The sequence below is a fragment of the Paenibacillus sp. 01T442 genome (genome assembly GCF_056398345.1).
The window spans coordinates 647,343-673,932 of the sequence record NZ_JBFTPF010000001.1 but is presented as its reverse complement, the minus strand read 5'-3'; the positions used below and the strand labels follow the sequence as shown (position 1 = coordinate 673,932).

Genomic DNA, 26,590 nt, shown 5'->3' with positions numbered 1-26,590 from the left:
ATAGGTTAGTATAGGCCTTCGCCGGTTGCTTTTTTGCTAAACATGTTGGCTGTTACAATCAGCACGAACCCAATCACCGACTTAAATAGACCAATGGCTGTCGTGTAACTGTATTCACGCTGAATGAGCCCCACGCGATAAATGTACGTATCCAAAATGTCCCCTTGCGAATTATTCAAAGGATTCAAGAACACGAATACGCGTTCAAAGCCTAAATCCAGAAAATTACCAATTTGCAAAAGAAAGAGGATCGTAATCGTCGTTAAAATACTCGGAATCGTAATGGCCCATGTTTGTTTCCATCGTGTTGCCCCATCAATTTGCGCCGCTTCGTACAAGTCTGGATTAATCCCGCTCATCGCTGCCAAATAAATAATCGTACTCCAGCCCGCATCGCGCCAAACGCTTGAGCTGACGATAATGGTCCGGATGAAGGAATCTTCGCCCATGAAATAAATGGGTTCATGTCCGAACAGCGTCACGATATAGTTGACGACCCCGCTTGTCGGATTTAAGATTTCGATCACAATGCCTCCAACCACCACCCAAGACAGAAAGTGAGGCAAGTAGACGGCCGTCTGGACGAAACGCTTGAAAATCTGGTTGCGCAGCTCGTTCATCATTAACGCCAATAGAATCGGAATCGGGAAGGCGAAGAATAAGGTGTAGAAGCCGATGGCCATCGTGTTTTTTAAAATGCGCCAGAAATCCGCGTACTCGAACATGCGCCGGAAATTGTCCAAGCCCACCCAATCGCTTTTCCATATCCCCGTGAAAATACTGTAGTCCTGAAAGGCCATGACAGACCCCGTCAGCGGGATATATTTGAAGATTAAAAAGTAAACAATGCCCGGAATCGACAGCAGGTACAGCACCTTGTAGCGATTGTAGTAGGTCAAAAACCCTGATTTTCTCGCCGCTTGCTCTTGAGGCCTGCTCAGCTTTTGCTTAACCTCTGAATAGCTCATGTTCTCCATCACCCTATCGTCGTTGTTATGTATGAAGTGTACCGTAGGCGAGCCGAAAGAGGGATACCGTGAATTAAGGGCACTTATCTTTTTTTAATATTTCACTCTACGCATTCCATTCCACCATCTCCACCATTTGAGCACTCTAACTAAACCTCTTTGTCATTTCATCGACCCCACTCCTTCCACCATCTCCACCATCCGAGTTCCATTGCTTCACCCTTAGTCATTTGAGTAGCTTGATTTTGAAGTGACTGCTCTGCCCCATTAAATGATCCCCCATTGCCTCTCTGCCGAAATAACTGGATTTTCTCCAGCTAAATTCGCCCATTCCGCTAGGTAATCAGGATTAACTGGATAAAGTACATCTAAATTTGGCCATATGCGCCGTATGGAGCTAAATGAGCCGAATTAACTACATGTTTTACATCTAATAGGTGAAATGAGGGATTTCGGACGAAATTAGCTGTATGTTTTCCATTTATTCGTTGTTAGGGGGGGCTGCCTGAGGCATGATGGAGGATAGATACTCGGGAGGGCTAAAGAAATCTACTGCAGAGAGTTACCCGAATGCGTCACTGAGCAGCGACTACTGGAGGTGCGTTACTTCGCCCCCACTACTTAACTCCACGTAACTAAGTGAACTAATAGTGCCTTCTTGTCGGCCAACCCTGCCTCCCTTATACTTACAGCACAATGGTAAATGAGAGGATGATTGTAACAGATGAAATATAGAAATATGGGACGCAGTGGGTTAAAAGTAAGTGAAATCGCCTTAGGAAGCTGGCTTACCTACGGAACAGCTGCCGAGCAAAAAGCCGCGGATGCCTGCATCGCGAAAGCTTTTGAAAGCGGCATTAATTTCTTCGATACCGCGAATGCTTATAATCGTGGCGAAGGCGAGAAAGCGATGGGCGCAGCACTGAAAGGGTACGATCGCTCGAGCTATGTGCTCTCGACGAAGGTCTATTTCCCGATGGGCGATGGCCCGAACGATCGCGGATTATCCCGTAAGCACATTTTGGAGCAATGTGATGCGAGCTTGAAACGACTTGGCGTCGACTACATCGACATCTATTTCTGCCATCGGTATGACATTCACACACCGCTGGAAGAAACGCTTCGCGCGCTTGACGATTTGGTCACGCAAGGCAAGATTATCTACCCCGCCGTCAGCGAATGGAACGGCGCTCAAATCACCGAGGCCGCTAGCATCGCTGAGCGTCTCCGTCTACGTCCGCTGATTTCGAATCAGCCGATCTATAATATGTTCGAGCGTTATATCGAGCGCGAGGTACTTCCCGTCTCCGAGCATAAAGGGCTCGGGCAGGTCGTCTTTTCACCGCTTGCGCAAGGTATTCTAACGGGTAAATATAAGCTGGGACAGCCCCTTCCCGCCGATAGTCGTGCTGCGAACGATTCCGTAAATGGCGTCATCAACAGCTATCTGAATGACCGTGTGCTGCAGACCGTTCATGAACTAGAGCAAGTTGCTCAAGGGCTCGATATCTCGATCGCTCAGCTCGCGATCGCCTGGGTGCTTCGCCAACCTGGCGTAAGTTCGGCACTAATCGGCGCGACAAAGCCTGAGCAGATCGAAGAAAATGTGAAAGCTGTGGATGTTGAATTAGACGCAGCAGCGTTAGAGCAAATCGAAGCTATTCTCAAAGGTGTCGCAGACTTCTCTCCAGCACGATAAAGTCAAAAGGTTGGAACTATATGAATAAACTATTTTCTGCCAAATAAGCTAAACAAAGAAGCCGTTCCTAAGGTCGGAAGACCTGAAGAGCGGCTTTTATGGTAGAATAGGGTTTATTTCCCAATAAATAGTCTTGTAATAAATACCCAATACGAGGCGTATTACTTCTTATCTAACAAATTAGAAAAAGGGAGGTTTTTATGGATAACCGACAAATATTATCCGCTTTAAGCTATTTCAGCGTATTTTTTGCTCCTTTTCTTTTGCCCATCGTTATTTATTTCATTGTTTCGGACCGAGAGGTTAAGCATCACGCCAAATGGGCGTTCCTCTCACATTGCTTGCCCGTCGCAGGCTTCATTCTTACCTGGATATTGGGTTTAAACAGCATAGTTAATGGCGGTCACATGTCACAGTTCGTCATACCGTTGATACTAACCGGGCTTGCCTATTTGGTGGTGTTTATCTGGAATATTGTGATGGGCATTAAGGTGTTAGCTCGTTGAAAAGACCACCTAACACATCCGCGCATGGGGAAAGTTACTGCCCCCTCTTTGCATACACATAGAAATAGTACGTATACGGATTCGCTTCATCCGTAATTCCTTGTTCGACAGAAATTTCATCCCACTCCGAATAATCTACCTCAGGAAAATAGGTATCTCCATCGAATTCATGATTGATTTTGGTCATATAGAGCTTGTCTGCATAAGGTAAAAATAGACGATATATTTCTTCGCCGCCAAAAATGAAAATTTCATCTTCGCCATGGCACATCGCTAGTACTTCTGCAACGGAATGGGCGACCTCGCACCCCTGGGCGGAATAGCTCGTATCCCTAGTCAGGATGATGTTCCGTCTACCAGGCAACGCTTTGCCGATGGACTCGAAATTTTTCCTCCCTAAAATGATCGAATGCCCCATCGTCGTTTTCTTTACATACTGCCACTCTTTGGGCAGTCGCCACGGCAGGTCATTATTTTTACCAATCACACGATTCTTGTCCATAGCTACTATGAATGAAATTGTCAAATAGATCACTGCCTTATCTTGAATTTACGGTTCCGTAACAGATAATTTCATCCGTATGCCCGCTATGGTTTGCCCTATATGATTTGTTTTCTTCTCTACCAAATAGGGCTTAAACCCTAGCTTGGTATAAAATAGCAATCCTCTTATGTTCACATTATGACAAACGAGATGCAGCTCTTGCACCTTCAGCTCATCTTTCGATTTGGCAATCATCGTGCGAATTAAGGTTTCGGCTGCTCCCGTACCTCTGGCTTCTGGAGAAACAATGACGTTGCCAAGCCAACAGTGCATATCTACCTCTAAACCATATATGTTCGCGTACCCCAGTATCTGCCCCTTCTCATCCACCACGACGGTTTGCTTCAATCTACTCTTAGTTGACTCCACGAGTTGTTCAGAAGTAAGCGGGTATTGCAGCAAAGGTGACATATAATACAGCTCTTCCGCGTTGCGCGGAAAGGAGCTAATTGTCTCAAAATCCTCGTTAGTTGCTGATCTACATGTGAACATGGACATCCCTCCTTTATCAAAAAGCGGAAAATGATAGCGACTATGCCCGGTTTGAGAATTAGGCGGTAGCGGCGGCTGCGAGAGCACTTTAAGGCCCGAAACGGGCCTTATTTCGCCGGCGCAACTGCGCGAGCTGCACGTTAACGCCCAAAATGGGCGCTAAAGGGACTTTTTCGCGCTGCAAGGCGACCGCGGGAGCACTTTAAGGCCCGAAATGGGCCTTATTTCGCTGGCGCGGCGGCGTGGGCTGCCCTTTAACGCCAAAAAGGCGTTAAAGGGGCTTGCACATAGCCATACAATTTCGTGAGGCAGCTCACGTTTCCTTTATTTATCTCCGCGACGCTATCAAACGACAAAATGAGAGAGTTTATGTCGAATAAGGAAATATATGGGTGGGTCCATGTGAGCAGGACCATAAGCACTTACTAGATTAGTCGAATCTAGTATTTAATTGAAATGACCATCGGTCAAATACATAGATTGATTTTGTTTTCGATTTTGTTTTCGATTTTGTTTTCGGTTTCTCTTTCAGTTCCATACTCTATTTTGCAGGAGGTCTCCTATTGAAAAACTACACCGCGAAGATGACTAGAGTTTTACTGGCAACAAGTTTAACCGCAGGACTTTTCTCAACAGCCGCTTTCACAACTGCAACATCTGCGTTTGCAGCAGAATCTGATTACGCTGACGCACTTGAAGCACCCCCTATCGATTTGAATATCGTCGATGATGACCGACTGGCCAAAGGCTTAATGGACCGAGGGCTGTTAAGTAAAGGCGCTACGCCTGAACAAATCAGCAAAGCTGTCAAATCGTATGTTGCTGCCAAGAACAATAAAATGGCGCCAACAACCAAAATGGACAAGCAAAATAATGAAATCGACAGAAGATCGAAGGAGTTCATTGCGAAGCAAAAAGATAAGCTTTTATCGCAGCTGAACAAAGGCCATCAGGATTTGAAGAATGGTCTCCCGGGTGGCATCCCAATTCCATCCGCCAAACAAGCTGCCTACAACGGCCCCGTGCGTGAGGATAAAGTCCTCGTTCTTTTGACCGAATTCTCGGATTTTAAGCATAACAATGTGAAGCAAGAACCTGGATTCATGTTTGCCAAAGATTTTAACCGTGACCATTATCAGAATCTCATGTTTGGCAATAAAGATTTCACTTTATTCGACGGTTCTAAGATCAAAACCTTCAAACAATACTACGAAGAGCAATCCGGTGGCAGCTATACGGTGGACGGTTATGTCTCCGATTGGCTAACCGTTCCAGGCAAAGCTGGGGAATATGGTGATGACAACCCAGCAGGAGGTCATGATAACCTCAACCCCAAAGGGCCTCGAGATCTGGTGAAGGACGCGCTGAATGCTGCAGTTGCAACCGGCCTTAATCTTGCTGACTATGACAAGTTCGATTTATATGATTTGGATGGCGATGGCGATCAGAATGAACCCGATGGTCTAGTCGATCATCTGATGATTATTCATGCAGGTACGGGCCAAGAAGCTGGCGGCGGTCAGTTAGGCGATAATGCCATCTGGTCTCATCGTTGGACGCTAAGCAGTGTGTATGCGATTCCGGGAACAACGGCGGGGGTTGACTATTGGGGTGGCCGAATGGCTGCATATGATTATACGATCCAGCCTGAAGATGGCGCTGTGGGGGTATTTGCTCATGAGTACGGTCATGACTTAGGATTGCCAGATGAATATGATACCCAGTATTCCGGGCAAGGTGAGCCGATTGCCTCTTGGTCCATCATGAGTGGCGGCAGCTGGAACGGCAACATTGCGGGGACAACACCAAGCTCTTTTTCACCTCAAAATAAGGAGTTCTTTCAGAAAACCATGGGTGGCAACTGGGCCAATGTGACTGAAATTGACTCTTCCAACATTACGAAATTAGGTAAGGCTGCCATCATTGATCAGAGTGTAACGAAGTCCAACAATCCAGGTATCGTCAAAGTGACTTTGCCAGATAAAGCAGTGGCAGGCATCCAGCCAGCGTTCGGGACGAAGTATTATTACAGCACGAAAGGCGATAACCTGCATACGACGCTTTCCACGCCCGAGTTTGATTTATCCCAAGCACAAACAGCTACATTTGATTTTAAAACGCTCTATGATGTCGAGTTTGAATATGACTATTTAACAGTTACAGCTTCGACCTACAACGAGCAAGTAACCCTCGATATCATTGGCGACAATGACACGAATGGCGACGCGCGTGCAGAAACCACGAACGGAGCTTGGGTAGACAAGTCCTATGATTTAAGCCATTTTGCTGGTAAAAAAGTAACTCTCCACTTCGACTACGTCACGGATGGCGGGCTCGCGCTGAATGGTTTTGCGATGGATAATGCGAAATTAACCGTGAACGGTCAAGTCGTATTCTCCGACGATGCCGAAGGCGCTTCTCATTTTAACCTTGATGGCTTTGTCGTCTCGAACGGTATTGAATTTAAAAAGCACTATTACTACCTGGAGTGGAGAAATTACGCGGGGTCCGATAAAGCTCTTGCCTTTAGCCGTGGTGTCAAATACAATACCGGACTTCTTGTGTGGTACGCAGATGATAGTTATTTGGACAACTGGACCGGTATTCACCCTGGAGAAGGATTCCTTGGCGTCGTAGATTCTCACGCTGATGCGATGATTTTCAAGAAAGATGGACAAGATTCTGTCTCGCAAACGACACGTTATCAAGTAGCGGACGCAGCCTTCTCGCTGGACAAAACACCATCCTGGTACATCAACAACCCTACCCGTGGTGAATATACGTATAAATCTCTGCAAGGCGTCGAGGAATTCTCTGATTCCAATAGCTATATGAACGCATTGATTCCAGATGCCGGGCGCCTAGTGCCGAATTTCGGATTAAAGTTCCGAGTCGTTGGTGAAGCCAAGGATAACTCTGCTGGATTGATTTGGATTCATAAGTAAGGATAATATGAACAAGACAAGAACCCCTAGCCTACTCAGCTAAGGGGTTCTTGTTATTAGTAACCTTAAGGTACGTATTTTTATTCTACTAGCTCAACAACCACTAATGTCCATATATCAAGACGAGGGATTGTCAAGACGAGTGTTTTGCCGCGATCCCTTTCCTCTATCTCGTATTGTGCTTGCTGTGGCCTCCCCATCTCGTCATCTGGAGTCGAAATAAAGACCGATTTCACATCCGATTCCAGCAAAATAGTTAATGAAAAATCATTCTGCGGAGTTGGTTTTTCCTTCCCTGTATTCCAATAATCGTCTGATACACCACAAAGGTTAATCAGGTTCACCACTTTCATTCCCGGCTTTTCTTTGATTAGTGTCCAAACCTTGTTCGCTTCACCGTAAGTACTGTATGAAACATTCTCGAAAACATATTCAAGATTATCGCCATCCACATGTGTCATCGAAACGTCCCTTAACTCTGGGTCAAATAGGACAGTAGCATACCTGATGATGAAATCGTAATACACTCGAATGTCTCGGAAGAAGGAGTCAGACAACTCAGAGTAATCCACATAATAGCCTTGGGTTAGCACACCTTTATTCTCGCCCAACAGCAAATGGTAACCGCCGCTGGCCGAGATCACTGCCGTTAGAATCAGCGCAGCATGGTTTGCTCGGTCCATGGATGCATCACCTGTCTCCATGAAGGGCTGTAAATAAGCTGCCAATATCACCGGCTTCCCCTTACCGTATTGCTGCGCCCAGCGTAAGATTTGAACGATATGATGATACCGCTCATAAGGTTTCCAAACCTCAATATAAATAACATCCTGTTCAGCGCACGCAACCGTGTCGACCGGCCAATTCCCCACATTATTGAAAATGAGGCATAAGTCCTCTGTACTCTGCTCAAGTAGTTTACGCGTATTATCGATCAGTACTGGAAAGTGCTCATCCAGCCTCACAATCTTATCCTCATTAGCTAGCTTGGAAATGGCTATTTTCGGTGAACCATACGTATCCATGTGAATACCGTCAAATTGCAACTCCTCAATCGTCCGCTTATACTGCTCAATGATATGGCGATGCCACGGTGACTCTTCAGCTATGTTCATCAAGTAAAAAATGCGAATAAAATCGAGAACCTTTCCATTGCTGCCATAAAGCGCCCAATCGGTATGCTGCTCATAAAACTCTCGACTTGCCGCATATACAGCGCCATAAGCAATCGCCTTCATACCAACGCTGTGACACAAGGCAATCTTCTCCTCAATCACTTTCCGGCTGGACACCTTGCCCATTAAATCTGAATAGACATCCACCGTTGCTACCAGGTCATCATGACGATACATCCAATCGTAGAACTGTACGAGGTTGATGTGAAGCTTGGTCATTTGCTTGATATCTTCACTGTCGCCAGCTTCATTCGGGTGAAAGTCACTTAGAAATCCATACCTTGGCGATTGTCTCCAGTTCGTAACCACATCGAAGGACGTTGAATTTACCTGGAGCCACTCCTCTTCCAGATACAAATGAACATCAACACCGTAGCCTTTAAACGTTACATCCTTAGGGCTAATCATCAACTGGATGGTTTGCTGTCCAGGACCTGATCTTCCAATCTTGTGACGATAGACTTCAATCTCCAGGTTCAAATCGTAAACTTTCGCTTCCAATTCAACTTGCCCGTCATCCAATGCAAATGGAAGATCTAACTCAATGGCAATGGAGATCGGTTGATTTCTCAGAAACTGTGCTTTTTGTGGATAGACATCATGTACAATTGGCTTCACTCTTCTCATCCCTTCAATGCACCTGCCGTGATGCCTTTAATAAAATATTTTTGGAAAATAAGAAACGCAAGTACAGCTGGAGTGAGCCCAATCACTGCTGCGGCGGCCATTAAATTCCACTGTGCCCCATATTTTTGAAAAAAAATGGAGATGGCGAGGGGGACGGTATGCATCGTCTGACTTTGCAAGAAAAAGACCGCCTGACCGTAATTGTTCCATATCCCAAGTCCCGATAAAATCACAACAGCAGCGGTCACCGGCTTAACGAAATGAAAGGTTATGCGCCAAAATGCAGTAAAATAGGTGCACCCATCCATAATTGCAGATTCTTCAACCTCTCTAGGTAGCTGCTTAATAAAGCTAGCATAGAGAAAGACAGATAACGGCAAAGCAGTAGCTGCGGTAAGAAGGATCATCGCCCAATGCGTATTTATACCGCCAATCGATTTCATCAAGGTGTACAGGGGAACCGTAATAATAATGGCGGGAATCATCATACAAAGTAAGAGCAGCTGAAATACAATCCGATTAAATCGACTGTTAAAACGAGCAATGGAATAGCCTGCTGCACTTGCAAACAGTACAATAATAGCCACAGATCCTACGGTAATGATCAGCGAATTTACAATGGCGTTGCCAATTTTGGATATTTTCCAAGCGTTCACATAATTAGCAAAGTGAAAATCCGGCAGGAGGATGTTGCCATCGAAGAAGGAGCTGGATGGCGTGTTCAGCGATAAATACAGCAGTGCGTAGAATGGAATGAGCGATAAGAGGACCATGAGCGTTACGACGATATATTTCCCTAGCCTAAGTGTTGAGTTTCGCATCGCCTTCTCCTCACATCTCAATCTCTCTGGATTTCGTTAAGCGCATAAAGATGATGACAGGAATCACAATGATGACAAATAAAATCAACGCCACTGCCGTTGAATACCCTGTGAAACTGCCATACAGCATGCGCAAAATATAAATACTTAAAGATTCTGTGCTGTAACCGGGCCCCCCATCTGTTAAGGCGACAATAATTTCAAATACGCTCAAGGAGCCTATGATATTCGTCACGACATTGATTTGGATAGCCGGGTAAAGCAATGGAATGGTGATAGAGCGTAAGGTGGCAAAGTAGCCAGCTCCATCGATTTTACTGGATTCATATAACTCTGCCGGTATGGATTGAAGCCCAGCCAGATAAATTATCATAGTCATACCTACGAACTGCCAGACGTTGACCAACACGAGTACCTTCAACGCAGATGAACTATCGCCAAGCCAATTCGTGTTCATAAATCCTAGGTTCAAATTCTCCAAAATATGATAGAGAAAGCCTCTTCTCGGCTGTAAAATAAAATACCAAACGTACCCCATAATCAATGGACTAATGACTGCCGGCAAATATACGATGGCTCTAACTACGCCCTTCCCCTTAAAATTGCGATCCAAAATAAGCGCGTATACGAGTCCGAAAATATTGAGCAGCGGCGCACTTCCGAGCGCAAAAAACAGCGTATTGTACAGATCGTGCTTAGCTCTGTCATCATGGAAGAAATCGATGAAATTATGCAGCCCGACAAATTTCGCTTGGGACACACCGTTCCAATTCGTTAAGCTAATTCCTATCCCCTGTGTGAGTGGGTATATGAAGAACATCGCGAATAATAGGATGGCAGGTACTGCCATAAATTTGTGCAGATTGGTATTAATGATGCGCAAGAGATACATTGCAATCCTCTCCTAAACCCGAATGTATGAACGGCTATGAGAAAGGGAAGAGATCGGTGATCCTTCCCTTTTCGCAGGTTCATTCTATTTTACTTAGAAGCTTTCCAGCCTTTATCCCACGTCTCCTTGTACGTCTTAGCGAACTCAGCTGGTGTCTTATATTTGCCGGCAATCAACTCTTGCACCATGCGGCCTACATCGTCGCCTGAAAAGCCAGAAGGTGTATCTGTGAAGGCAATGTTTACACCGGTTTTCAGTGCTTGCGTTGCTTGATCTTGCAGCGGGCCCCAATCCGCTTTCACATCGGTGAAGGCGGAAGGTGATTTAATCGCTTCGCTGTATAACTTTAAATTTTCTGCTTTGAAGAGGAAATCAAGGAATTTCTTAGCCTCTTCCGGATGCTTGGATGCAGAAGTGATCGCATATTTGGAATCCTCGGCGGATAATACGACTGGCTTACCTCCATCTTGTAAAGCTGGGAATGGGCTGAAGCCAATATTTTTGGCAAAATCCGGATTAATCTTGAGCAGATCACCCAGCACCCACATGCCTTGGCTGAACATAGCTGCTTTCCCGGCAACAAAATCCTCTTTTTCATTATCATAGGTAGCCGTCAAAGCATCCGCATTGATCAACCCTTCATTTTTAAGCTCCATGATTCGAGCAGCGAAAGTCTCCATACTGCCGCCAGGGGCATCAAACGCAAGTTTTGCCCCATCGTTGTTAATGAACGCTTTGCGTGATTCATAAACACCATACTGCTGCTTGATGATGCCATGAGCCATAAATTCGATCAAATGCCCCATCGACCATGCTTCTTTACCCGGTAAGAACATCGGTACGACGCCTTTTTTCTTGTCTTTGATTGTTTTCAAGTTTGTTTTGAAGTCAGCCCATGTGAGTGCTTCCTTTAAGCCTAATTCAGAGAAAATTTGCTTGTTGTAAAATATACCGCCCATTGTAACTGTTGCTGCTGCCGAGAACTGCTTGCCCGTTTTAATATCCGTATTCAAATCCTTGATAGCCGGCAGCACTCTCGACCAGAAGGCAGCGTTCGATAAGTCGAGGTATTTTCCTTGATCAATGTAATCTTGGCTAACGACCGTAGTGATATCAGGTACATCGCCGGATGCGAACTTGATCTTGATCACATTGCTGGCATCCTTCTGATATTCCTGCTCAACTTTGATACCTGGATTCTCGGTTTGAAACTTGGCGATCATTTGATTAACCAAATCTACCGTTTCTACTTTACCTGTCAAAAACTTCAGCGTGACGACTTCTTTTGGTTTCTCTGTTGGCTTTTCTGTTGCTTTGGCCGATTCAGTGCTAATAGCTGTTGTTGGCTTTACCTCTTCCTTAGTTCCGCATCCTGCGGCAATACCCAAAATAACTGAAAAACACATGACCATGGATAGAGCTCTGTTCAACATGATGTTTCCTCCCTTTTCGCTTATATATAAGAAAACTTAGCAAACAGTTCTTTCTATTTCATCTTACTTTCAATCCAAACATTCGTTAAGACCTCAATTTTCTTGATTGGAGTGCGATTTTTTTAGAAGTGCTGATGTGACTGAACCTGATGTGATATATTGGGCATAGAGGGGGGTAATGGAATGAAGAAATGGAGCATTAAGTTCAAGCTGCTAATCATGACTGGCCTATTTATTCTATTTTCCGTGATCCTAGTTTCCTTCGTCTCTTATCATCAGTACACCAAAGACTTCGAGAATCAGTCCACCGAGAGGGTTCAGCAGATTATCGAGCAAGCCTCTCTGAACATCGACAATTATCTGGATGATTTATCGCGTTTATCGGTCGCCCCCTACCGAAATCCAGCTGTTATGGCTGCACTGGAAACTACTCAACCCGATTCGGAGATCGAACAACTCAAGAAGACTCGTACGATTGAAGATTTTCTGGATGAGATTATGATCATTCCAAGAAATGATATTCTGACTGTTTTTGTATTAACGGATACGGCATACTCTAGCGGTAGAGTGCAGACCAACATCGATTCAAAGGTCGATTTCCACAACTTCAACTGGTATAAGGAAGCGCTTTCAACTCAAGAATCGATCTTCGTCCCCGCGCATATGCAGCAAATTATAAAGAACCCGAAGAATAAGGTCTTCTCAATTGTACGGCAGCTTCGCAGCACCAAGGATACGGAGAAAATTATCGGCATTATTAAGGTGGATGCTAATTACAGCGGTATTGAAGCCATTGGCAATAAAGTGAACATGGGCAGTAAGGGCGGACTCTTCATTGTGGATGCAGATAATAACCTCATATTTTCCAATGTCAAGGGCGGTCATGAGCTGGACCTCTATCAAACTATGCTGAAAACCAGCCATTCTAAGACAACGATCCGGTTGGATAATGAGAACTATCTGCTTAATGCCACTCCCATTTCACGAGCTAACTGGACCGTTGTTGCCGTAAACGCCGTTGCCGAGCTCAATCACAATGCCATCACAACAAGAAACATCGCTTTTTTAATGGCGATTATTAGCTCCTTTCTCGCTATTCYTGTCTATTTCTTCTTTATCAAAAGATTCCTGACACCTTTGCTCACCATTGTAAAGCTGATGAAAGAAATTGACCGCGGTAATTTATCCGTCACCTTTCCTAACTACAGGCATGATGAGATAGGCTACCTGGGGTCCTCGTTTAACGAGATGGTTCACCGCATTCAAGTGATGCTTGAAGAGAATACAAAGCTTGTCAGCGAAGTGTATGAGGCTAATTTCCTACAAAAGGAAGCGCAAATCAAAGCCTTATTTAACCAGATTAGGCCTCATTTTATTTTCAACACACTCAATATGATTAGCCTACTTATGCAGAGTGGCAAAGAGGAGCAAGCTGTAGACCAAATCAACAAGCTTAGTTCCCTCCTAAGGAGTATGACCACCTGGGATAAAGAAATCACGATTGGGCAAGAAATCAACTTACTTGAAGCTTACCTCAGTATTCAAAGCAGCAGATTCGACGGAAGGCTGGAATACACTATTACCATTGCTAATTCGCTGAGCAGTTATTATATTCCTGCGCTCCTCCTGCAGCCTGCCGTAGAGAATGCAGTTATTCATGGGTGTGAGATGAAGAAAGAGAAGACGATCATACACATTTATAGCGAGGAAGATGATACTAATCTCTATTTCTATGTTCGCGATAATGGGAAAGGCATAGATGCCGATAAGCTGGCAAAACTACGGCAACGTGTGGAATCGTTGGTTTATAACGAGGATCTCCAAAGTCTACCTAATCGGGCAAGTACGGGAGTCGGTCTTGTCAATGTGAATAAGCGGATCAAGCTGAAGTATGKGGCGGAGTATGGGCTTACGATTGATAGTACGCCAGAAGTGGGTACGTGCGTCACGATCATTTTACCCAAATTAGATGTTAGAAGGGAGAAGGCGCATGTATAAAATGCTCGTGGTCGACGATGAGTCGCTTACTAGAGATTATCTGAAGCTAACTATTCCACAGATTAATGCCCGGTGGGAGGTTGTACATGTCGCCTCGGATGGCAAGGAAGCGCTCGAGCTTCTCGATCAATATGCCGTTGATTTAATCCTCACCGATATTAAAATGCCCGTCATGGACGGCCTCACTTTATGTAAAATCGTCTCGCAAAAGTCTCCTCGTCCGAGAATAGTCATCCTATCAGGCCATGATGAATTTTCCTTTGCTAAGGAAGCCATTACTTATGGTGTAAATGAATATTTACTGAAGCCCATTGTTAAGGATGAGTTGCGCGTCGTCCTCGAACGTATTATGAAAGATTTAGATAGAGAAAAAAGTCAGCTGCTTACCCAGCACTCGATGCATATTCTCTCAGAGGACTCCAAAAACCATGTGGTCAAAAATTTCCTCAAAGCAGTCATTGAAGACAGTTATGCTGAGATCAAAGTACTCTACCCGCTTCTCTTCCGACTAAAGGTGAGCTTAATCGAGTCTGAAGGTAATCTGATGATCCTCTCTTTGGATGAAGATAAGATCATTCGGAAATCTATTCCATATGCCGATATTCCTGTATTTAAATATATTTTGCAAAAAATTGCAACGGAGATTGTGGAGGAAGGACGTGTGTTCTACGACTCAGAGGAAAATACAATAATACTTGTAACTGGTGAGAACCAAGATGACCTGATTGAACAATGCCGAGTCATTCATGCGGAAGTAGCTGACGCGATCTATAGGAGTACGGGTATTACGATCACTGGTGCTATTGGTACTTGTGTCAACGATGTACTTCGCTTGAGCTCCTCTTACCGCAAAGCGCATAAGATGCTGCTGAGCCGTCTGTTATATGGCGGTAACTCCTGCTTCTCCTTCAGCGGTGAGCGTAGGGATATGCCTTCCATTCTAGAACTGGATAAAACCATGATGGCCATTCAATCTGGATTGCTTGATGGTAGTGAGACGAACTACATGGTTTCCGTCCGCCATTATGCCGAGCTTATGGACAATTACCATCCTCCCGTTGTTTACAGGTATGGCGTACACTTAATTAGATGCATGGCAGACATGAATCCGAACTTCACAGATGAAGGGATACAAACGGCTCAAACGATCCTTAGGAAACTGGAAAGCTTCACGCTACAGGAACCATCCAAGGAAGATGTGCTGCTTATCTTCTATGAAATTCTCAAATCCTTCAACCTGCATGCGATGCCGAGACCCACGAACGAGAACGAGCACGACCTTGTAGCTAAGGCCAAAGAATACATCTATTCGCACTATTCGGAGCCCATATCTCTTGCCATTATTGCTGATAAAATAGGCGTTTCAGCAAGCTACTTGAGCAATGTTTTTCATAAAAGCGTGAATGAATCTTATATAAAATTTTTAACTAGAGTGCGCATGGAGCAAGCCGCCAAGCTTCTGAGAGCAAGACCTGCTGAGAAGATTGTAGAAGTATCGGACAAAGTTGGATATGTAAGTGTCAAGCATTTCTCCCATGTATTCAAGCAGCACTTCCACATGCCTCCTGGAGAGTATCAAGAAAAGCAAGCTGCCGCGTTAAAAGGATGAGAAAAGCCGTCAGGGGAGCTCTTCCTGGCGGCATATTTTAGATTTAACATACGAGGGGATTTGCAATCCCCGTATTACTCTTTCAACCATTCGAGGCAACATATAATCTCTGAATACCTCCATTTATCTCCGTTTACCTGCCATTCCTGCGGTTGTCAACCTAGTAGGGGTCTGCTACTCTTTGGATAACAATACCTATAAACGGGAAAAGGGGCTACCCCTATGCTGAATCGGAATGTCATGTTAACGGATACGCAGCGATTTTTGCTTCGAAATGTGTCTATTATTGTACTCGGTCTCTTCATTAACCAAATGCTCCAAACCGTGGGAAGCATCGTTCTAGCTCGCGTCTTAAACGATCCAACCAAATTCGGCCAAGTGAATCTCCTTTTGCAAATTTTCGGCATGGCCTCCTTGTTTCTCAATGTCGGATTCAACTCCTCCTTAATCTATACCTTTTCTAGGAAACCGGCCCAGGCGGTACAAACCAATTTTCGCGTTGCTTTTTTCGGGAGCTCACTATTCGGGGTTATCTTCGGGATCATACTCGCGCTACTCGCACCAATCCTAGCGAATTATTATCATTTACCTGAGCTAGAAGGAGCCCTGATCCTGAGCTCAATCATGTTTATTTTCAACTCCATCATCAATATTGGCGTCGCTTCTTTCTCAGGAAACCGCGATTTCGGTGTTCAGGCTTTCTTCATGGTCATTACCACAACACTTGCCACTTCGGGTACCGTTGTTGGCGTATTATTACCCATTGGCTCGTTGAACCTACTCGAAAATATCTCGCTTTGGATGAGCGTGGGGGCGATCCTGACGGCTCTTTTTATTGGCTGGAAAGTTGAACGTGTGCATAATCCGAAATGGTTCGGCGGCATCCCTATGCAAGAGGTGAAGACCATGATGGCGTATGGTCTCCCGTCCTGGGCTGGAAACATTGCGAAAGCGTTTCAACAACCTTTCCTGGTCATGATGGTTGGTTCCAGTTCAGTTATCGCTGTTGGTTATTTATCCAATGGATTTCGTATTACAGGCTTCATTGGCATCATTACATGGGCGTTTATGATTGTCACCTTCCCATTCGTAGCTGAGAGTGCGCAGGATTTGAAGGAAAGCAAGCACCGTGGGACGAGCTGTGTCCGTTATAACAATATTTTTCTGTATCCGCTGACAGCGCTCATCTGTTTATATCCCGATCAGATCAACGGATTTCTATTCGGGGAGAGCTTCACATCCGGAGATTCCGCTGCTTATATTCGACTGATGGCTTTAGGCGTCTTATTCTCCTCCGTTGGTCGTCTTGGCGGAAGTATTCTAGCGGGAATTGGCAAAACCAAAGCTAACTTCTGGGTAATGATCGTCGCTGGGATTTTCGTTATTGCCATTGTTCCTTTCATCGCAGCTGAAAGTCCCGTCTTGGCTGTTTGTATTTACACAGGGGGATGGGCTGTCTCGGCGCTCGCGATGATTGGATTTTTCTACTACGAAAAGTTTCCGCTCGACTGGTGGAAAGCTTATGGACAGCCTCTTCTGCCTACGATCGGAATGATGGCCATCATGGAAGCCGGCTCGTTTGCGAAGGGTTGGTATCCCATTTTCATCGTCGCTGGTCTCGTAGGTTTGCTCATTTTAACAATCATGATTGAAAAACGCCCCCATACAGGGACTGACATACATACGACAGCAGCCCGCTGAATATAGGGTGGAAAGCAGAAAAGCACTTCAAAGGCAGTCATGCCGCCTTGGAGTGCTTTTTGTTTGCAAATACTAGATTGAATTCGCGTATTTGTTATTTGTTGTAATATCAAATTTTTGTTGTATATGTCTTACGAACCCTGTGTAACCTTTAAGGCGAAACGCCTTGTTCTAAAGAAATGGGAGGCCTGCTTAAAGTTTAGATGGAGAAACTACAGTTAAAAATGGCAAATCCCTTGTGTTTCGGTGATTAGATGGAAAATATCCAGTTGTTTTAACCGATATATGAGAATTTGAGCTATAGGAAGAATAATACCTGTAGCAAATACAGCTAGTTTGATAAATAGACGAATTACGGCTCAATTAGATGGAGAAAATCCAGTTAGTCATCCCACTGAAGGCCGCCAGCAGTCAGCCCTAGCTACCTGCACCCAACCTAGATACGCCCCTTAGCGGAAATGGAAAGCCAACATGAAAAAAAAGCCAACCACCACAATCAGCAGTTGGCACCTTGACTTCGGGTTCGAAAGGATGTAAGGCTAGCGCCTCTTACTCAAGTCCCACAAAACGTTTGATACGMACAAGCCGAAGGTTCCGGCAGCGCGGCATACTCCGCCTGCTCAGGTGCATGTGCGAAGGGGTTCGCTAGCACAGCAAGCAGTCGCTCCATCACGCTATTGTCACCATGTTCGACCGCGACTTCTAGCGCTTCTTCTACTCGATGGTTACGCGGAATGACTGCAGGATTGCTGCTGCGCATCAGTTGCTGTGAGGCCGTTTGGTCTTCCTGTTGCCTGCCTAGTCTCGCCTGCCATTGTTCCTGCCAAGGGGCAAATTCTGGCGCGCTGAACAAGGCTGATTCCTCTATTTTATTAAACGTCAATGCTAAGAACGTATTCGTATAATCCGCACTATGCTTCTCCATCATGCTTAGCAAGCCTTCGATCAAGGCAAGATCTTCTTGCTCTTCATGAAAGATTCCTAGCTTCGCTCTCATTCCTGTGAGCCACGCTTGTTGATATGTCTTGGAAAATTCGGACAGCGCACCCTCGGCTAGTTTAATAGCTTGCTCCTCGTCAGCATGCAGCAGCGGCAAAAGGGTTTCTGCAAATCTAGCGAGATTCCATACCGCAATAGGTGGTTGATTGCCATAGGCGTAACGACCATGCGTGTCGATGGAGCTGAACACCGTCGCTGGGTCATAGGCATCCATGAAAGCACAAGGACCGTAATCAATCGTTTCGCCGCTAATGGCCATATTGTCGGTGTTCATCACACCGTGAATAAAGCCAACGAGCTGCCATTTCGTAATGAGCTTGGCTTGACGCTTGATCACTTCCTGAAGGAAGTGAAGGTAGCGTCGCTCACTCTCGTTCTCACTCGCATCAACTTCAGGATAATGTCTCTGTATGGTGTAGTCCGCAAGAGTCTGAACATCCTCCACCGTCCCATATTGTGCTGCATATTGGAAAGTACCAACGCGGATATGGCTTGCCGCTATACGTGTCAGAACGGCGCCAGGCAGCTCGGTTTCACGGTAAATAACATCACCCGTTGTTACAACTGCTAAGCTTCGCGTCGTAGGAATACCAAGACCGACCATCGCTTCGCTGATGATATATTCGCGCAGCATCGGTCCAAGGGCTGCGCGGCCATCGCCTCTACGGGAGTAGGGTGTTCTACCTGAACCTTTCAGCTGAACATCTACCCGCTCCCCTTGGGAAGTGATCTGTTCACCCAGCAGGATAGCCCGGCCATCTCCCAACATGTTAAAATGTCCGAACTGGTGAGCTGCATAAGCTTGTGCAAGCGGTATCGAACCTTCTGGTATATGATTGCCAGTGAGCGTAGCAACACCTTCATCGCTTCGCAACGCTTCAGCATCTAACCCTAGGGTTGCTGCCAATGGCTCATTCAGAACAATCAACTTCGGTGCGCGTCCAGGGGTAGGAGCAACCTTCGTAAAGAAAGTTTCCGGAAGTCGTGCATAACTGTTATCAAAGTTCCAGCCTGTATCTTGTTTTGCAATGTGATCTGTCATCGTATCTCCTCTTTCTTACTCCAACATGCTACTTTCTCAATTATAACATAGTCGACAAAAAAACCTCTTCATAAGCATAGTCGAAGAGGTTTTCCTTATATTGTATCTATTMCTGATGCTGCGTTGCAAATCGTTTTAATATGGTTATCGTATTAAAGTGCATGCCCTCGTGATATAAGGTGAAGTTTAGGAATTCTCCAATCGTATTTAGGAGTAGACCGCTGCCTGTTGTAAAAGGCTTAGCCACGCGTTCATCCAAACGATTTTGCAGTTCCTGCTGAATCCGTTTGGGCTGCTCAGCAAGCAACGCAAGTAATTCTTCAAGCGAAGGGAGTTCCTCATGCCAATCTGCTGGTTTGGTGCCTTTTGCAAATAATCGCTCAAAGTTTTCAGGTATTTGTATCGGCTCGCCAGCAAAATGAAAGGCAAACTTCTCTTGCACGAAAATAATATGCCCCAAATTCCATCGGATGTTGTTATTAAATCCTTCGGGAATGTGGTCTATTGTGCTTTCCGATAGTCCTGCAACTGCTTTGATCGTTGATTGACGAATAAAATCCAGTTGCTTGAGAGTGATTGATTCCATAAGTTATCCTCGCTTTTTTACTCTACTGTAGCACGTTTCCAGCAAGCTTGCGCCACATTTTTCAAAATCAAGGCTTGCTCCCACCGACTAGATAGCTCCCGACCATCTTGCCCCCTGATCGCATAAGGTGCAGGACCCAGCTCGCAGACGAAAGGAAGCACATCGCCAGGCTTAGCCCCTTGAAGCCAATAGCGCATCGCTTGGGTCCACCATTGCCCATAACGCGCCAATATCGCATCCGAATAGCCCACATCGACTTGAATTTGCTCGCCAGACGATATACGGCTATGAATCGCTGACGTTCGTTGGAGCACCCTATCAAGAAGAAGCTCCGCCTTTTCTTGCTTCTCTGTCATTTCCCCTGCCAGCACATAGTGGGAAATATCCAGCGTAAACCGCAGATTAGGCAGCGCATTCGCATAGTTGACGGTGCGGATCAAGTCTTGTGTAATTTTGCCACGATGCGTCTCTACATAAAATGGCAAGCGATTCGCAGYCGACACAGCGGCGAGTCCACCTAGCAGATCAATGGCTTCTTCGTCAATCACAAAAGAGTCCGCCACTTGCCCATTCACATACAACATATCCATATCAACGGCATGCTGAATATGTGCTGATAAGTCGGTTGGGCTGAATGGGAAACAATGTGAGCCAAAGCTCAGACTGTATTGATTCAGCAGCCTTTTCCACTCATCCCTAGCATCTATCTCCGGCACTCTTGCCAAGATGCCAGTAAAGCCTGCGCCTGCGATGCGCTCAAGCTTTGCCTCTAGCGAAAGCTCAGTTTCTAACTCTATCATGGCCCACATAGATTGATGAATTTCGAGCCGTGGAGGGCGATTAGAGCCATCATTGATCCTGGTTATATCGAAATTTCCCATCATTCGTATTAATAGCCTCCTAGGCTACCCGCCGGTTTATTTTTATTCAGATCACCATGCGCCTTCATGTACACGGCACGTTTCTTCACCGTTCGCTCAGCTTCTTCCTGTGCTGCACGCGCATCGCCGCCATGAACATCTTCAATCATCCACMGCTGTCCAAAGCCTGCATGCACAACCTCATCTGCCCAGTCAAAATCTTGAAACGTCGTCATAAGCGGATCCTTCGCGATATCGCGGCAGAACTCCCACTCCTCGCGCTTGCCTGGCGGATACTTCATTGCTGCCTTCTCAATGGCAATCGTGAGGTGCGAATACGCTTCAGTGCCCTCGAACAGCTGTGCTGTCATATCGTACCACCCCGTCCAATTCGGGAATTGATACACATCGTACCCCTTCGTACGAAGAGCAGCCTCGCCGAACCAACTGTGACGAACCTCATCCCACATATGCCTAGCCGTATCGCGGTAGAAATGCCATGGTTTGCCCTCCGTTGTGACATGGACATAAGCCACGCCCTCCGCAGGTGACATCTCGAAATACCTCGACAGCATCATCGTCATGAAACGACCATCTTCATTGTCTGGGATGTTCAAACCCTGCATTTTCACGACCTGTGGGGTGAAACGACTGTCCCGTGTACTGATTTGCGGCATGACGAATGGCTCCGTTACGATTCGCGCAGATGGATCTACGGGAACTCGTTCCTCCCATCCTGTAATACCGCCCGCTGCTGCTAGCAGTTGTTCCACATACATTCTCCAGCTCTGCGCTTGTGCCTTCTCTGTGTCCGATGCAGATTGCAGCAGATATTGAAGCGCCTCGCGACCCCAGTCCATTTGCTCCTCGCGGTCGATGAGCTGATGCTTCAAGATATGATGCGTAGGTTCATCAACGAGAGGCTGTGCTTTGCTTTTATAGGCATGAATGGCCGCAATCTGTGCCGGCTTCACCACATCAAAGAGTGCAGTTAACAAACACAACGTTGTTGCTGAATTCAGCACCGTTTGCATAAGTTCATTGAGCGATGCGTCTGGACATTTATCGAATGCTACCGTGCTCATGCGCAGCTGCTTAATTCGATTGCGGAATTGATCGTGATGCTCCGCATCCTGCGAGCTTACGCGTGCAAGCGCTCCTTTTATTTCATATTCAGGTCTAGCCGCCATATGCGCAGCCTCGATCCGCATAAGTTGACGATCGACATAAGCAATTCGTTGTAAGGTTTTGGCTGATTCCTCTACGGACATGCCGATACGATCCCAATCCTTAATTCCCATGAATGGATGCAACATAAGTACCCCTCCAGTATCTTTGCACTATAATATGAACTCATGAACTTATCATAGTGGTATTTACCATAAGAATACATGCATTGAATCACCTATAAATTTGCACTTTAATACATAACATCGCAGTTTACATTTCGTCATTTGGCCCGATAAAGCCTAGTCGGACTGTCATTGCCCATTTGGCAATTTTCAGTGTTTCAGCTATGGTCGAATACGATAACATCGATTGTTTATCAGTTCCTTGCAAACCCCATACAACAATACTTTCTTTTTGCGGCACTCTGACGCTTTGTTGTAATTTCATTTCACCTGTCATGCCTATTGCCGCTGGTTTATCCACTCTGACTGTCGAGCTATAGTAACCATTACGTTCGATAATTGCATATTCCAGCTCGCTATAGACTGCACCGTTAGGGTCTTGACGATCCTTAAACGAATAAACAAAATCACCTTCAAAATGGTAATTACCCATCTCGTCTTTGTTATTCTCCATCATACTCATACTCATGCCCGTTGACGTATTCTTCTTCACACCATCATTCCAATAGTCGAAACTGACTGCAAGATTCTGTTGCGGCCCCTGATATTGAAGCGCAATTGAACCTGACATCAGCCCCATAAAGGGCTTTAGCTTTTCGTTATTTTTATGATCAAATAGCGGTTCAGGAGAAGCTGACCACGTTGAACTGTCTGTTTTATCATCCACCTGAAACTCAGGAGCACTCATAACTTTGCGGTTCGAGACGTCATTCACAACGGCCCAAGTTATCAGACCTGCCACTATGATGATTGAAAGTAGTTTCGGGATTTTATTTGTACTCATTCCTATGCACCTCCATGAAGATATAAATGCTTATATTTTATAATACTACCACAATATGGTTGGATCAGCGTATGAACGATTCCTCGTTTCCCAAATGATCCTCAGATTGCCATGGCAAATTCCAATTGCCAGAATTAACTGGATTTCCTACATCTATTTCCGGGTAAAACCAGCCTTTGGGGAGTTTAACTGGATTTCCTACATCTAATTTTGCTCGAAATGTCCCATTTKACCAAATCGGCCTGAAATAACKGGAGGAAATCCAGTTAGTTTGCGAAATGCCGCCTTTTCGCTTAAATTAGCTACAGAAAATCCAGTTATTCGCTTGGCCACCAGGATGCCCGGTGGTTAACTCTGCTTGTACAACAAGATGAGTGCCACTCTTATCCACGACAATCGTGGCTAAACCTTTGGCTACGATGTCCTTTGTTGCTGGATTAAGCGTGACGGCTTCATTCACTTTAAGCCCTTGCACGGGCCCGGTGCTGATCGCAATTTGCTGCTGCAGCTGGTTCACATCTAGACGCAACTACCCTGTATATAGGATCAGTCCGATCACAAAGGTTTATCACTGAACTGCTCGGTTGGGATGTCAAATGGAATGAATCCGATTGGTCCATCACGCTAACGAAATAAATGGCCATGGAGATGGAACATTCTCATTAATAGTTGGTACTTTAGATTCTTTTAAGAAATAAATAAGCACCTGTTTAGATCTACGATTTACAATAAAGAGAGGAGTGAATCAATTAACGGGGGCTATAGCCATATATGAGTAAAAAACTAGGAATAATCTCGATTATCATCATTATGGCGGTTGCGATCGTGGCGATATTCCCTTATATCACCCTAAATCCACCGAATAGTCGCGTTACGCTCCATGCGAATTTCCCGTTGCACTACATCGTGCTGACGAGTCATATCGCACTTGCTTTGGTTGCTCTGATCAGCGGCTTGTTTCAATTTCATGCACGCTTTCGCACCAACTATCCTGCCTGGCACCAAGCGCTCGGACGGATCTATGTCTTTAGCGTTATGCTTAGCGGATGTCTAGGTCTTGTCTTAAGCTTCTACGCAGAAAACTTCACGAAAGCCATGGCGTTCCTGGTCTTAAGTGTGCTTTGGCTGCTCACCACGTGGAATGGTTTCCGCTTTGCGATCAAAGGGCAGCTCGCCCAGCATCGGATCTGGATGATGCGAAGCTATGCTGTCACACTCGTTGCCGTAGCTGCCAGAGTTATCGTGCCGATATGCATACTCCTATATCTAGCCATGCACGGGTTCCATCTTCCTGAAGGCGGCCGAGAGCAGATGGTTGCCGAGATCCTCAACATCAACGTGTGGTTCGGATTGATCCTTAATCTTGTTGTCGTGGAATGGTATTTACTGCAGCGGATGAAATGAAAAAGAGGGCTTTCCACCTAGTCTTGTAACTAGTGGAAAGCCCTTTCCTATGAGACGTATATCCTACTCCTCAGCATTGTCCAAAATAAGCATTTCCTCATAATTGATCGCCTGCAATAATCCAAGAACAGTGCCGCTTGAGAGTTGATCGGCTTCTTCCAACTCTTGAATCCCATCCCGCCTAATCTGTACGCTTCGCAATTGAACAAGTTTCAGTTGATGTAGGAATTCGACTTCCGAGTGCTCGCTGAACCGCTTGCCTTCGCGCTTCTGCATGCGAGCATAATGTTGGATAACGAGCAGCGTCTCTAACTGATGCTTCGACGACTTTACGTTGCGAATGGCCGTAACCGCTGCCTCTTGCAGCTGCTTCTCAATCGATTGCAGCTCTTCAAACATCTCGGTGACGGATCTAAATTTCTCTGGAAGCCCTTCTCTTCGGTGCTGTTGAATCTTGCGGTTCATCAGGCTCAGCTTTAATCTAACCCAGAGATACTGCAGCCTTGCAAGAAAGAACGATTCCGACTGCGGCTGATGCAATAACGTAAATACGGACTGCAATTGCGGTGAAATTACACCTTGCGCAATCAACTCAGCAAGCCTTGCGGCTTCGGCTGTTCGTCCAATTTGTTGAAGTTCACGAATGTAAGACCCCGATACTTTGACCGTCCCATAACAGTCCATCCGAATTTGCTCTTCCAGCTGTTGAACAACCGCGAGAGTCGCTTCCATATTCTCCTCATTCTTCTCCGATTTGAGCGCTTGAATCGTTTTCTTAGCCAGCTGAATACTTGCTTCTTTCAATGACAACGCTTCATGGTCGGGGGTTGCCGCGGCTACTGACTTTCCGATAAACGGCATTGCGAAGGTAGCAGCTAACATACTGATCAAGATCACACTAGCCGAAATAAACAAAATGGTATGGCGCAGCGGAAATGGCGTCCCATCAGATAATTCAAAAGGAATCGATAAAGCTGTCGCTAACGTGATCGTACCGTGGACGCCGCAGAAACTAGCCGCAAGAGCAAAGCTCCTCCTGCTCGTATAGGTATTCGGCTCTGTCGTAACTTGATTAGAAGGAACGAACTCCTCGTGGAAAAGGTAGACCCAGATGTACCTAGCCGCAAATAGCGCCGCGAAGATCGCAACGGCTAATCCAAGCTCTTTCAAGATAGAAGCCTCGCCACTATGCACTAAACCTGTTATAACCTCTGGCAGCAATAAGCCAAGCAAGGCAAATACAAGTCCATTCAAAATGAAGCTTAGCACTGACCATGTATTGGTCGAGATGATGTGCAGTTTGGTCGTTGTTTGCTGTAACCGATCACGTTCTAACCCGTGCACAATCCCCGCAACAACGACGGCTAAGATGCCTGAAACATGGATTTCCTCAGCAACCATAAAAATCACGAACGGTGTCAGCAACTGAATGGTGACGAGTGAGTTGACTTCTTCCAGCCCTTTTCTTCGTAAAAATAGTCTGAAATTCACCAAGAGTGCCCCTAGTACGAGTCCAACGATGATGCCGCCAATGGCGACAAGCAGGAATTCCCAAGCTGCTGATCTGACCGAAAAGACGCCTGTCATCACAACGCCCAAAGCTACTTTGAAGGAAACAAGACCTGCCGCATCATTAAGCAGCGACTCTCCCTCTAGGATCGGCATTAAACCTTTGGGAAAAGTTCGCCCCCTCGTCATCGACTTCACAGCAACGGCATCTGTTGGAGACATGACGGCTGCTAGAGCGAATGCGACGGGTAGCGGCATCGCGGGTATCAGATAATGAATAAAATATCCAATACCTATGACGGTAAAAACGACAAGCCATAATGCCATAAGCAAAATGGGTTTGCGGTACTCCAGCAATTCTTTGCGTGAGATGACACGGCCATCTCCAAATAAAATGGGTGCGATCAGACAGACCATAAAGGCTTCTGGTTCGAAATCGAAATCCGTAGGAACGAATGGCAGCCATGACACCAAAGCGCCTAAACCAATTAAGTAAAAGGGCAACGGGATTCCGGGAAAGCGCTTATTGAGCAGTGTAGCTGTTACGATTACTGCTGCCACAATGAATAAAGGCAACAAAAGTTCCATCAAAACTTGCCTCTCTTTCGTTTCCTTGTAGAGGGAATTATTGGGTAGCATCCGCT

The 26,590-nt window shown here is 45.7% G+C and carries 21 protein-coding genes; 7 read left to right on the top strand and 14 right to left on the bottom strand.

Translation table 11 applies throughout. The features are described from left to right. Nucleotides 1–5 precede the first annotated feature (5 nt). Entirely contained in the window at nt 6–968 is a 963-nt protein-coding gene (locus tag AC1DLM_RS02810) for an ABC transporter permease (protein ID WP_477569040.1), read from the bottom strand. Between the two features lie 724 nt (nt 969–1,692). On the opposite strand from AC1DLM_RS02810, the gene AC1DLM_RS02805 reads away from it, so the two are divergent. Both AC1DLM_RS02805 and AC1DLM_RS02800 read left to right on the top strand, forming a co-directional pair. Beyond that, entirely contained in the window at nt 1,693–2,667 is a 975-nt protein-coding gene (locus AC1DLM_RS02805) for an aldo/keto reductase family protein (protein WP_477569039.1), read from the top strand. Nucleotides 2,668–2,867: 200 nt separating this feature from the next. Next, on the top strand, nt 2,868–3,173 hold the full coding sequence (locus tag AC1DLM_RS02800; RefSeq protein WP_477569038.1) for a magnetosome magnetite crystal formation protein family: 306 nt from the start codon (nt 2,868–2,870) through the stop codon (nt 3,171–3,173). Between the two features lie 34 nt (nt 3,174–3,207). Here the strand turns inward: AC1DLM_RS02800 and AC1DLM_RS02795 are convergent, their stop codons facing one another. After that, on the bottom strand, nt 3,208–3,699 hold the full coding sequence (locus AC1DLM_RS02795) for a dihydrofolate reductase (RefSeq protein WP_477569037.1): 492 nt from the start codon (nt 3,697–3,699) through the stop codon (nt 3,208–3,210). Nucleotides 3,700–3,723: 24 nt separating this feature from the next. Continuing rightward, on the bottom strand, nt 3,724–4,209 hold the full coding sequence (locus AC1DLM_RS02790) for a GNAT family N-acetyltransferase (RefSeq protein WP_477569036.1): 486 nt from the start codon (nt 4,207–4,209) through the stop codon (nt 3,724–3,726). Nucleotides 4,210–4,793: 584 nt separating this feature from the next. Between AC1DLM_RS02790 and AC1DLM_RS02785 the strand changes: the two genes are divergently transcribed. Further along, nucleotides 4,794–7,154 carry an immune inhibitor A domain-containing protein gene (locus tag AC1DLM_RS02785; protein ID WP_477569066.1) on the top strand — a complete coding sequence of 787 codons (2,361 nt, stop codon included), beginning with the start codon at nt 4,794–4,796 and terminating at the stop codon, nt 7,152–7,154. A gap of 80 nt (nt 7,155–7,234) precedes the next feature. Here the strand turns inward: AC1DLM_RS02785 and AC1DLM_RS02780 are convergent, their stop codons facing one another. From AC1DLM_RS02780 to AC1DLM_RS02765, 4 genes are all read right to left on the bottom strand, one after another. Continuing rightward, nucleotides 7,235–8,956: a glycoside hydrolase family 66 protein gene (locus AC1DLM_RS02780; protein ID WP_477569035.1), complete on the bottom strand. Its 1,722-nt coding sequence runs from the start codon at nt 8,954–8,956 to the stop codon at nt 7,235–7,237. Next, on the bottom strand, nt 8,953–9,777 hold the full coding sequence (locus tag AC1DLM_RS02775) for a carbohydrate ABC transporter permease (RefSeq protein ID WP_441991050.1): 825 nt from the start codon (nt 9,775–9,777) through the stop codon (nt 8,953–8,955). The genes AC1DLM_RS02780 and AC1DLM_RS02775 overlap by 4 nt, the downstream gene beginning before the upstream one ends. A gap of 10 nt (nt 9,778–9,787) precedes the next feature. Continuing rightward, nucleotides 9,788–10,669, bottom strand: a complete 882-nt coding sequence (locus AC1DLM_RS02770; protein ID WP_441991049.1) for a carbohydrate ABC transporter permease — start codon at nt 10,667–10,669, stop codon at nt 9,788–9,790. Between the two features lie 89 nt (nt 10,670–10,758). Continuing rightward, complete coding sequence (locus AC1DLM_RS02765) at nt 10,759–12,102, bottom strand: ABC transporter substrate-binding protein (protein WP_477569034.1); 1,344 nt, start codon at nt 12,100–12,102, stop codon at nt 10,759–10,761. A gap of 183 nt (nt 12,103–12,285) precedes the next feature. On the opposite strand from AC1DLM_RS02765, the gene AC1DLM_RS02760 reads away from it, so the two are divergent. The 3 genes from AC1DLM_RS02760 to AC1DLM_RS02750 all read left to right on the top strand — a co-directional run bounded on the left by AC1DLM_RS02760 (nt 12,286) and on the right by AC1DLM_RS02750 (nt 17,410). Next, a complete protein-coding gene (locus AC1DLM_RS02760) occupies nt 12,286–14,100 on the top strand; it encodes a sensor histidine kinase (RefSeq protein WP_477569033.1) in 1,815 nt (604 codons plus the stop codon). Further along, nucleotides 14,093–15,709 carry a response regulator transcription factor gene (locus AC1DLM_RS02755; protein WP_477569032.1) on the top strand — a complete coding sequence of 539 codons (1,617 nt, stop codon included), beginning with the start codon at nt 14,093–14,095 and terminating at the stop codon, nt 15,707–15,709. The genes AC1DLM_RS02760 and AC1DLM_RS02755 overlap by 8 nt, the downstream gene beginning before the upstream one ends. Before the next feature lie 222 nt (nt 15,710–15,931). After that, nucleotides 15,932–17,410, top strand: coding sequence for an oligosaccharide flippase family protein (locus AC1DLM_RS02750; RefSeq protein WP_477569031.1), 1,479 nt, complete (start codon nt 15,932–15,934; stop codon nt 17,408–17,410). Nucleotides 17,411–17,963: 553 nt separating this feature from the next. Here AC1DLM_RS02750 and AC1DLM_RS02745 read toward each other — a convergent pair. The 6 genes from AC1DLM_RS02745 to AC1DLM_RS02720 form a co-directional block, all read right to left on the bottom strand. Continuing rightward, nucleotides 17,964–19,451, bottom strand: coding sequence for a protein adenylyltransferase SelO (locus AC1DLM_RS02745; RefSeq protein WP_477569030.1), 1,488 nt, complete (start codon nt 19,449–19,451; stop codon nt 17,964–17,966). Nucleotides 19,452–19,557: 106 nt separating this feature from the next. Next, complete coding sequence (locus tag AC1DLM_RS02740; protein ID WP_477569029.1) at nt 19,558–20,037, bottom strand: DinB family protein; 480 nt, start codon at nt 20,035–20,037, stop codon at nt 19,558–19,560. Nucleotides 20,038–20,054: 17 nt separating this feature from the next. Beyond that, complete coding sequence (locus AC1DLM_RS02735; protein WP_477569028.1) at nt 20,055–20,921, bottom strand: sugar phosphate isomerase/epimerase family protein; 867 nt, start codon at nt 20,919–20,921, stop codon at nt 20,055–20,057. Between the two features lie 5 nt (nt 20,922–20,926). Then, a complete protein-coding gene (locus AC1DLM_RS02730) occupies nt 20,927–22,213 on the bottom strand; it encodes a hypothetical protein (RefSeq protein WP_477569027.1) in 1,287 nt (428 codons plus the stop codon). A 124-nt stretch (nt 22,214–22,337) separates the two neighbouring features. Then, nucleotides 22,338–23,033 (bottom strand): hypothetical protein, encoded by a 696-nt coding sequence (locus AC1DLM_RS02725; protein WP_477569026.1) that lies wholly within the window; start codon nt 23,031–23,033, stop codon nt 22,338–22,340. Between the two features lie 298 nt (nt 23,034–23,331). Continuing rightward, a complete protein-coding gene (locus AC1DLM_RS02720; protein ID WP_477569025.1) occupies nt 23,332–23,550 on the bottom strand; it encodes a hypothetical protein in 219 nt (72 codons plus the stop codon). A gap of 254 nt (nt 23,551–23,804) precedes the next feature. On the opposite strand from AC1DLM_RS02720, the gene AC1DLM_RS02715 reads away from it, so the two are divergent. After that, on the top strand, nt 23,805–24,437 hold the full coding sequence (locus tag AC1DLM_RS02715) for a DUF2306 domain-containing protein (RefSeq protein WP_477569024.1): 633 nt from the start codon (nt 23,805–23,807) through the stop codon (nt 24,435–24,437). 63 nt (nt 24,438–24,500) lie between these two features. On the opposite strand, the gene AC1DLM_RS02710 is transcribed toward AC1DLM_RS02715, so the two are convergent. Beyond that, the gene (locus AC1DLM_RS02710; RefSeq protein ID WP_477569023.1) at nt 24,501–26,534 is read right to left on the bottom strand and encodes a Na+/H+ antiporter; all 2,034 of its coding nucleotides are present in this window, start codon (nt 26,532–26,534) and stop codon (nt 24,501–24,503) included. Nucleotides 26,535–26,590 lie beyond the last annotated feature (56 nt).

Bases quoted from the DNA above. Each gene is read 5' to 3' on its own strand.
- AC1DLM_RS02810 (WP_477569040.1), bottom strand. From the start codon at position 968: ATGAGCTATTCAGAGGTTAAGCAAAAGCTGAGCAGGCCTCAAGAGCAA.
- AC1DLM_RS02710 (WP_477569023.1), bottom strand. From the start codon at position 26,534: ATGGAACTTTTGTTGCCTTTATTCATTGTGGCAGCAGTAATCGTAACA.
- AC1DLM_RS02800 (WP_477569038.1), top strand. From the start codon at position 2,868: ATGGATAACCGACAAATATTATCCGCTTTAAGCTATTTCAGCGTATTT.
- AC1DLM_RS02775 (WP_441991050.1), bottom strand. From the start codon at position 9,777: ATGCGAAACTCAACACTTAGGCTAGGGAAATATATCGTCGTAACGCTC.
- AC1DLM_RS02770 (WP_441991049.1), bottom strand. From the start codon at position 10,669: ATGTATCTCTTGCGCATCATTAATACCAATCTGCACAAATTTATGGCA.
- AC1DLM_RS02790 (WP_477569036.1), bottom strand. From the start codon at position 4,209: ATGTTCACATGTAGATCAGCAACTAACGAGGATTTTGAGACAATTAGC.
- AC1DLM_RS02725 (WP_477569026.1), bottom strand. From the start codon at position 23,033: ATGAGTACAAATAAAATCCCGAAACTACTTTCAATCATCATAGTGGCA.
- AC1DLM_RS02805 (WP_477569039.1), top strand. From the start codon at position 1,693: ATGAAATATAGAAATATGGGACGCAGTGGGTTAAAAGTAAGTGAAATC.
- AC1DLM_RS02785 (WP_477569066.1), top strand. From the start codon at position 4,794: ATGACTAGAGTTTTACTGGCAACAAGTTTAACCGCAGGACTTTTCTCA.
- AC1DLM_RS02715 (WP_477569024.1), top strand. From the start codon at position 23,805: ATGAGTAAAAAACTAGGAATAATCTCGATTATCATCATTATGGCGGTT.
- AC1DLM_RS02755 (WP_477569032.1), top strand. From the start codon at position 14,093: ATGTATAAAATGCTCGTGGTCGACGATGAGTCGCTTACTAGAGATTAT.
- AC1DLM_RS02780 (WP_477569035.1), bottom strand. From the start codon at position 8,956: ATGAGAAGAGTGAAGCCAATTGTACATGATGTCTATCCACAAAAAGCA.
- AC1DLM_RS02765 (WP_477569034.1), bottom strand. From the start codon at position 12,102: ATGTTGAACAGAGCTCTATCCATGGTCATGTGTTTTTCAGTTATTTTG.
- AC1DLM_RS02750 (WP_477569031.1), top strand. From the start codon at position 15,932: ATGCTGAATCGGAATGTCATGTTAACGGATACGCAGCGATTTTTGCTT.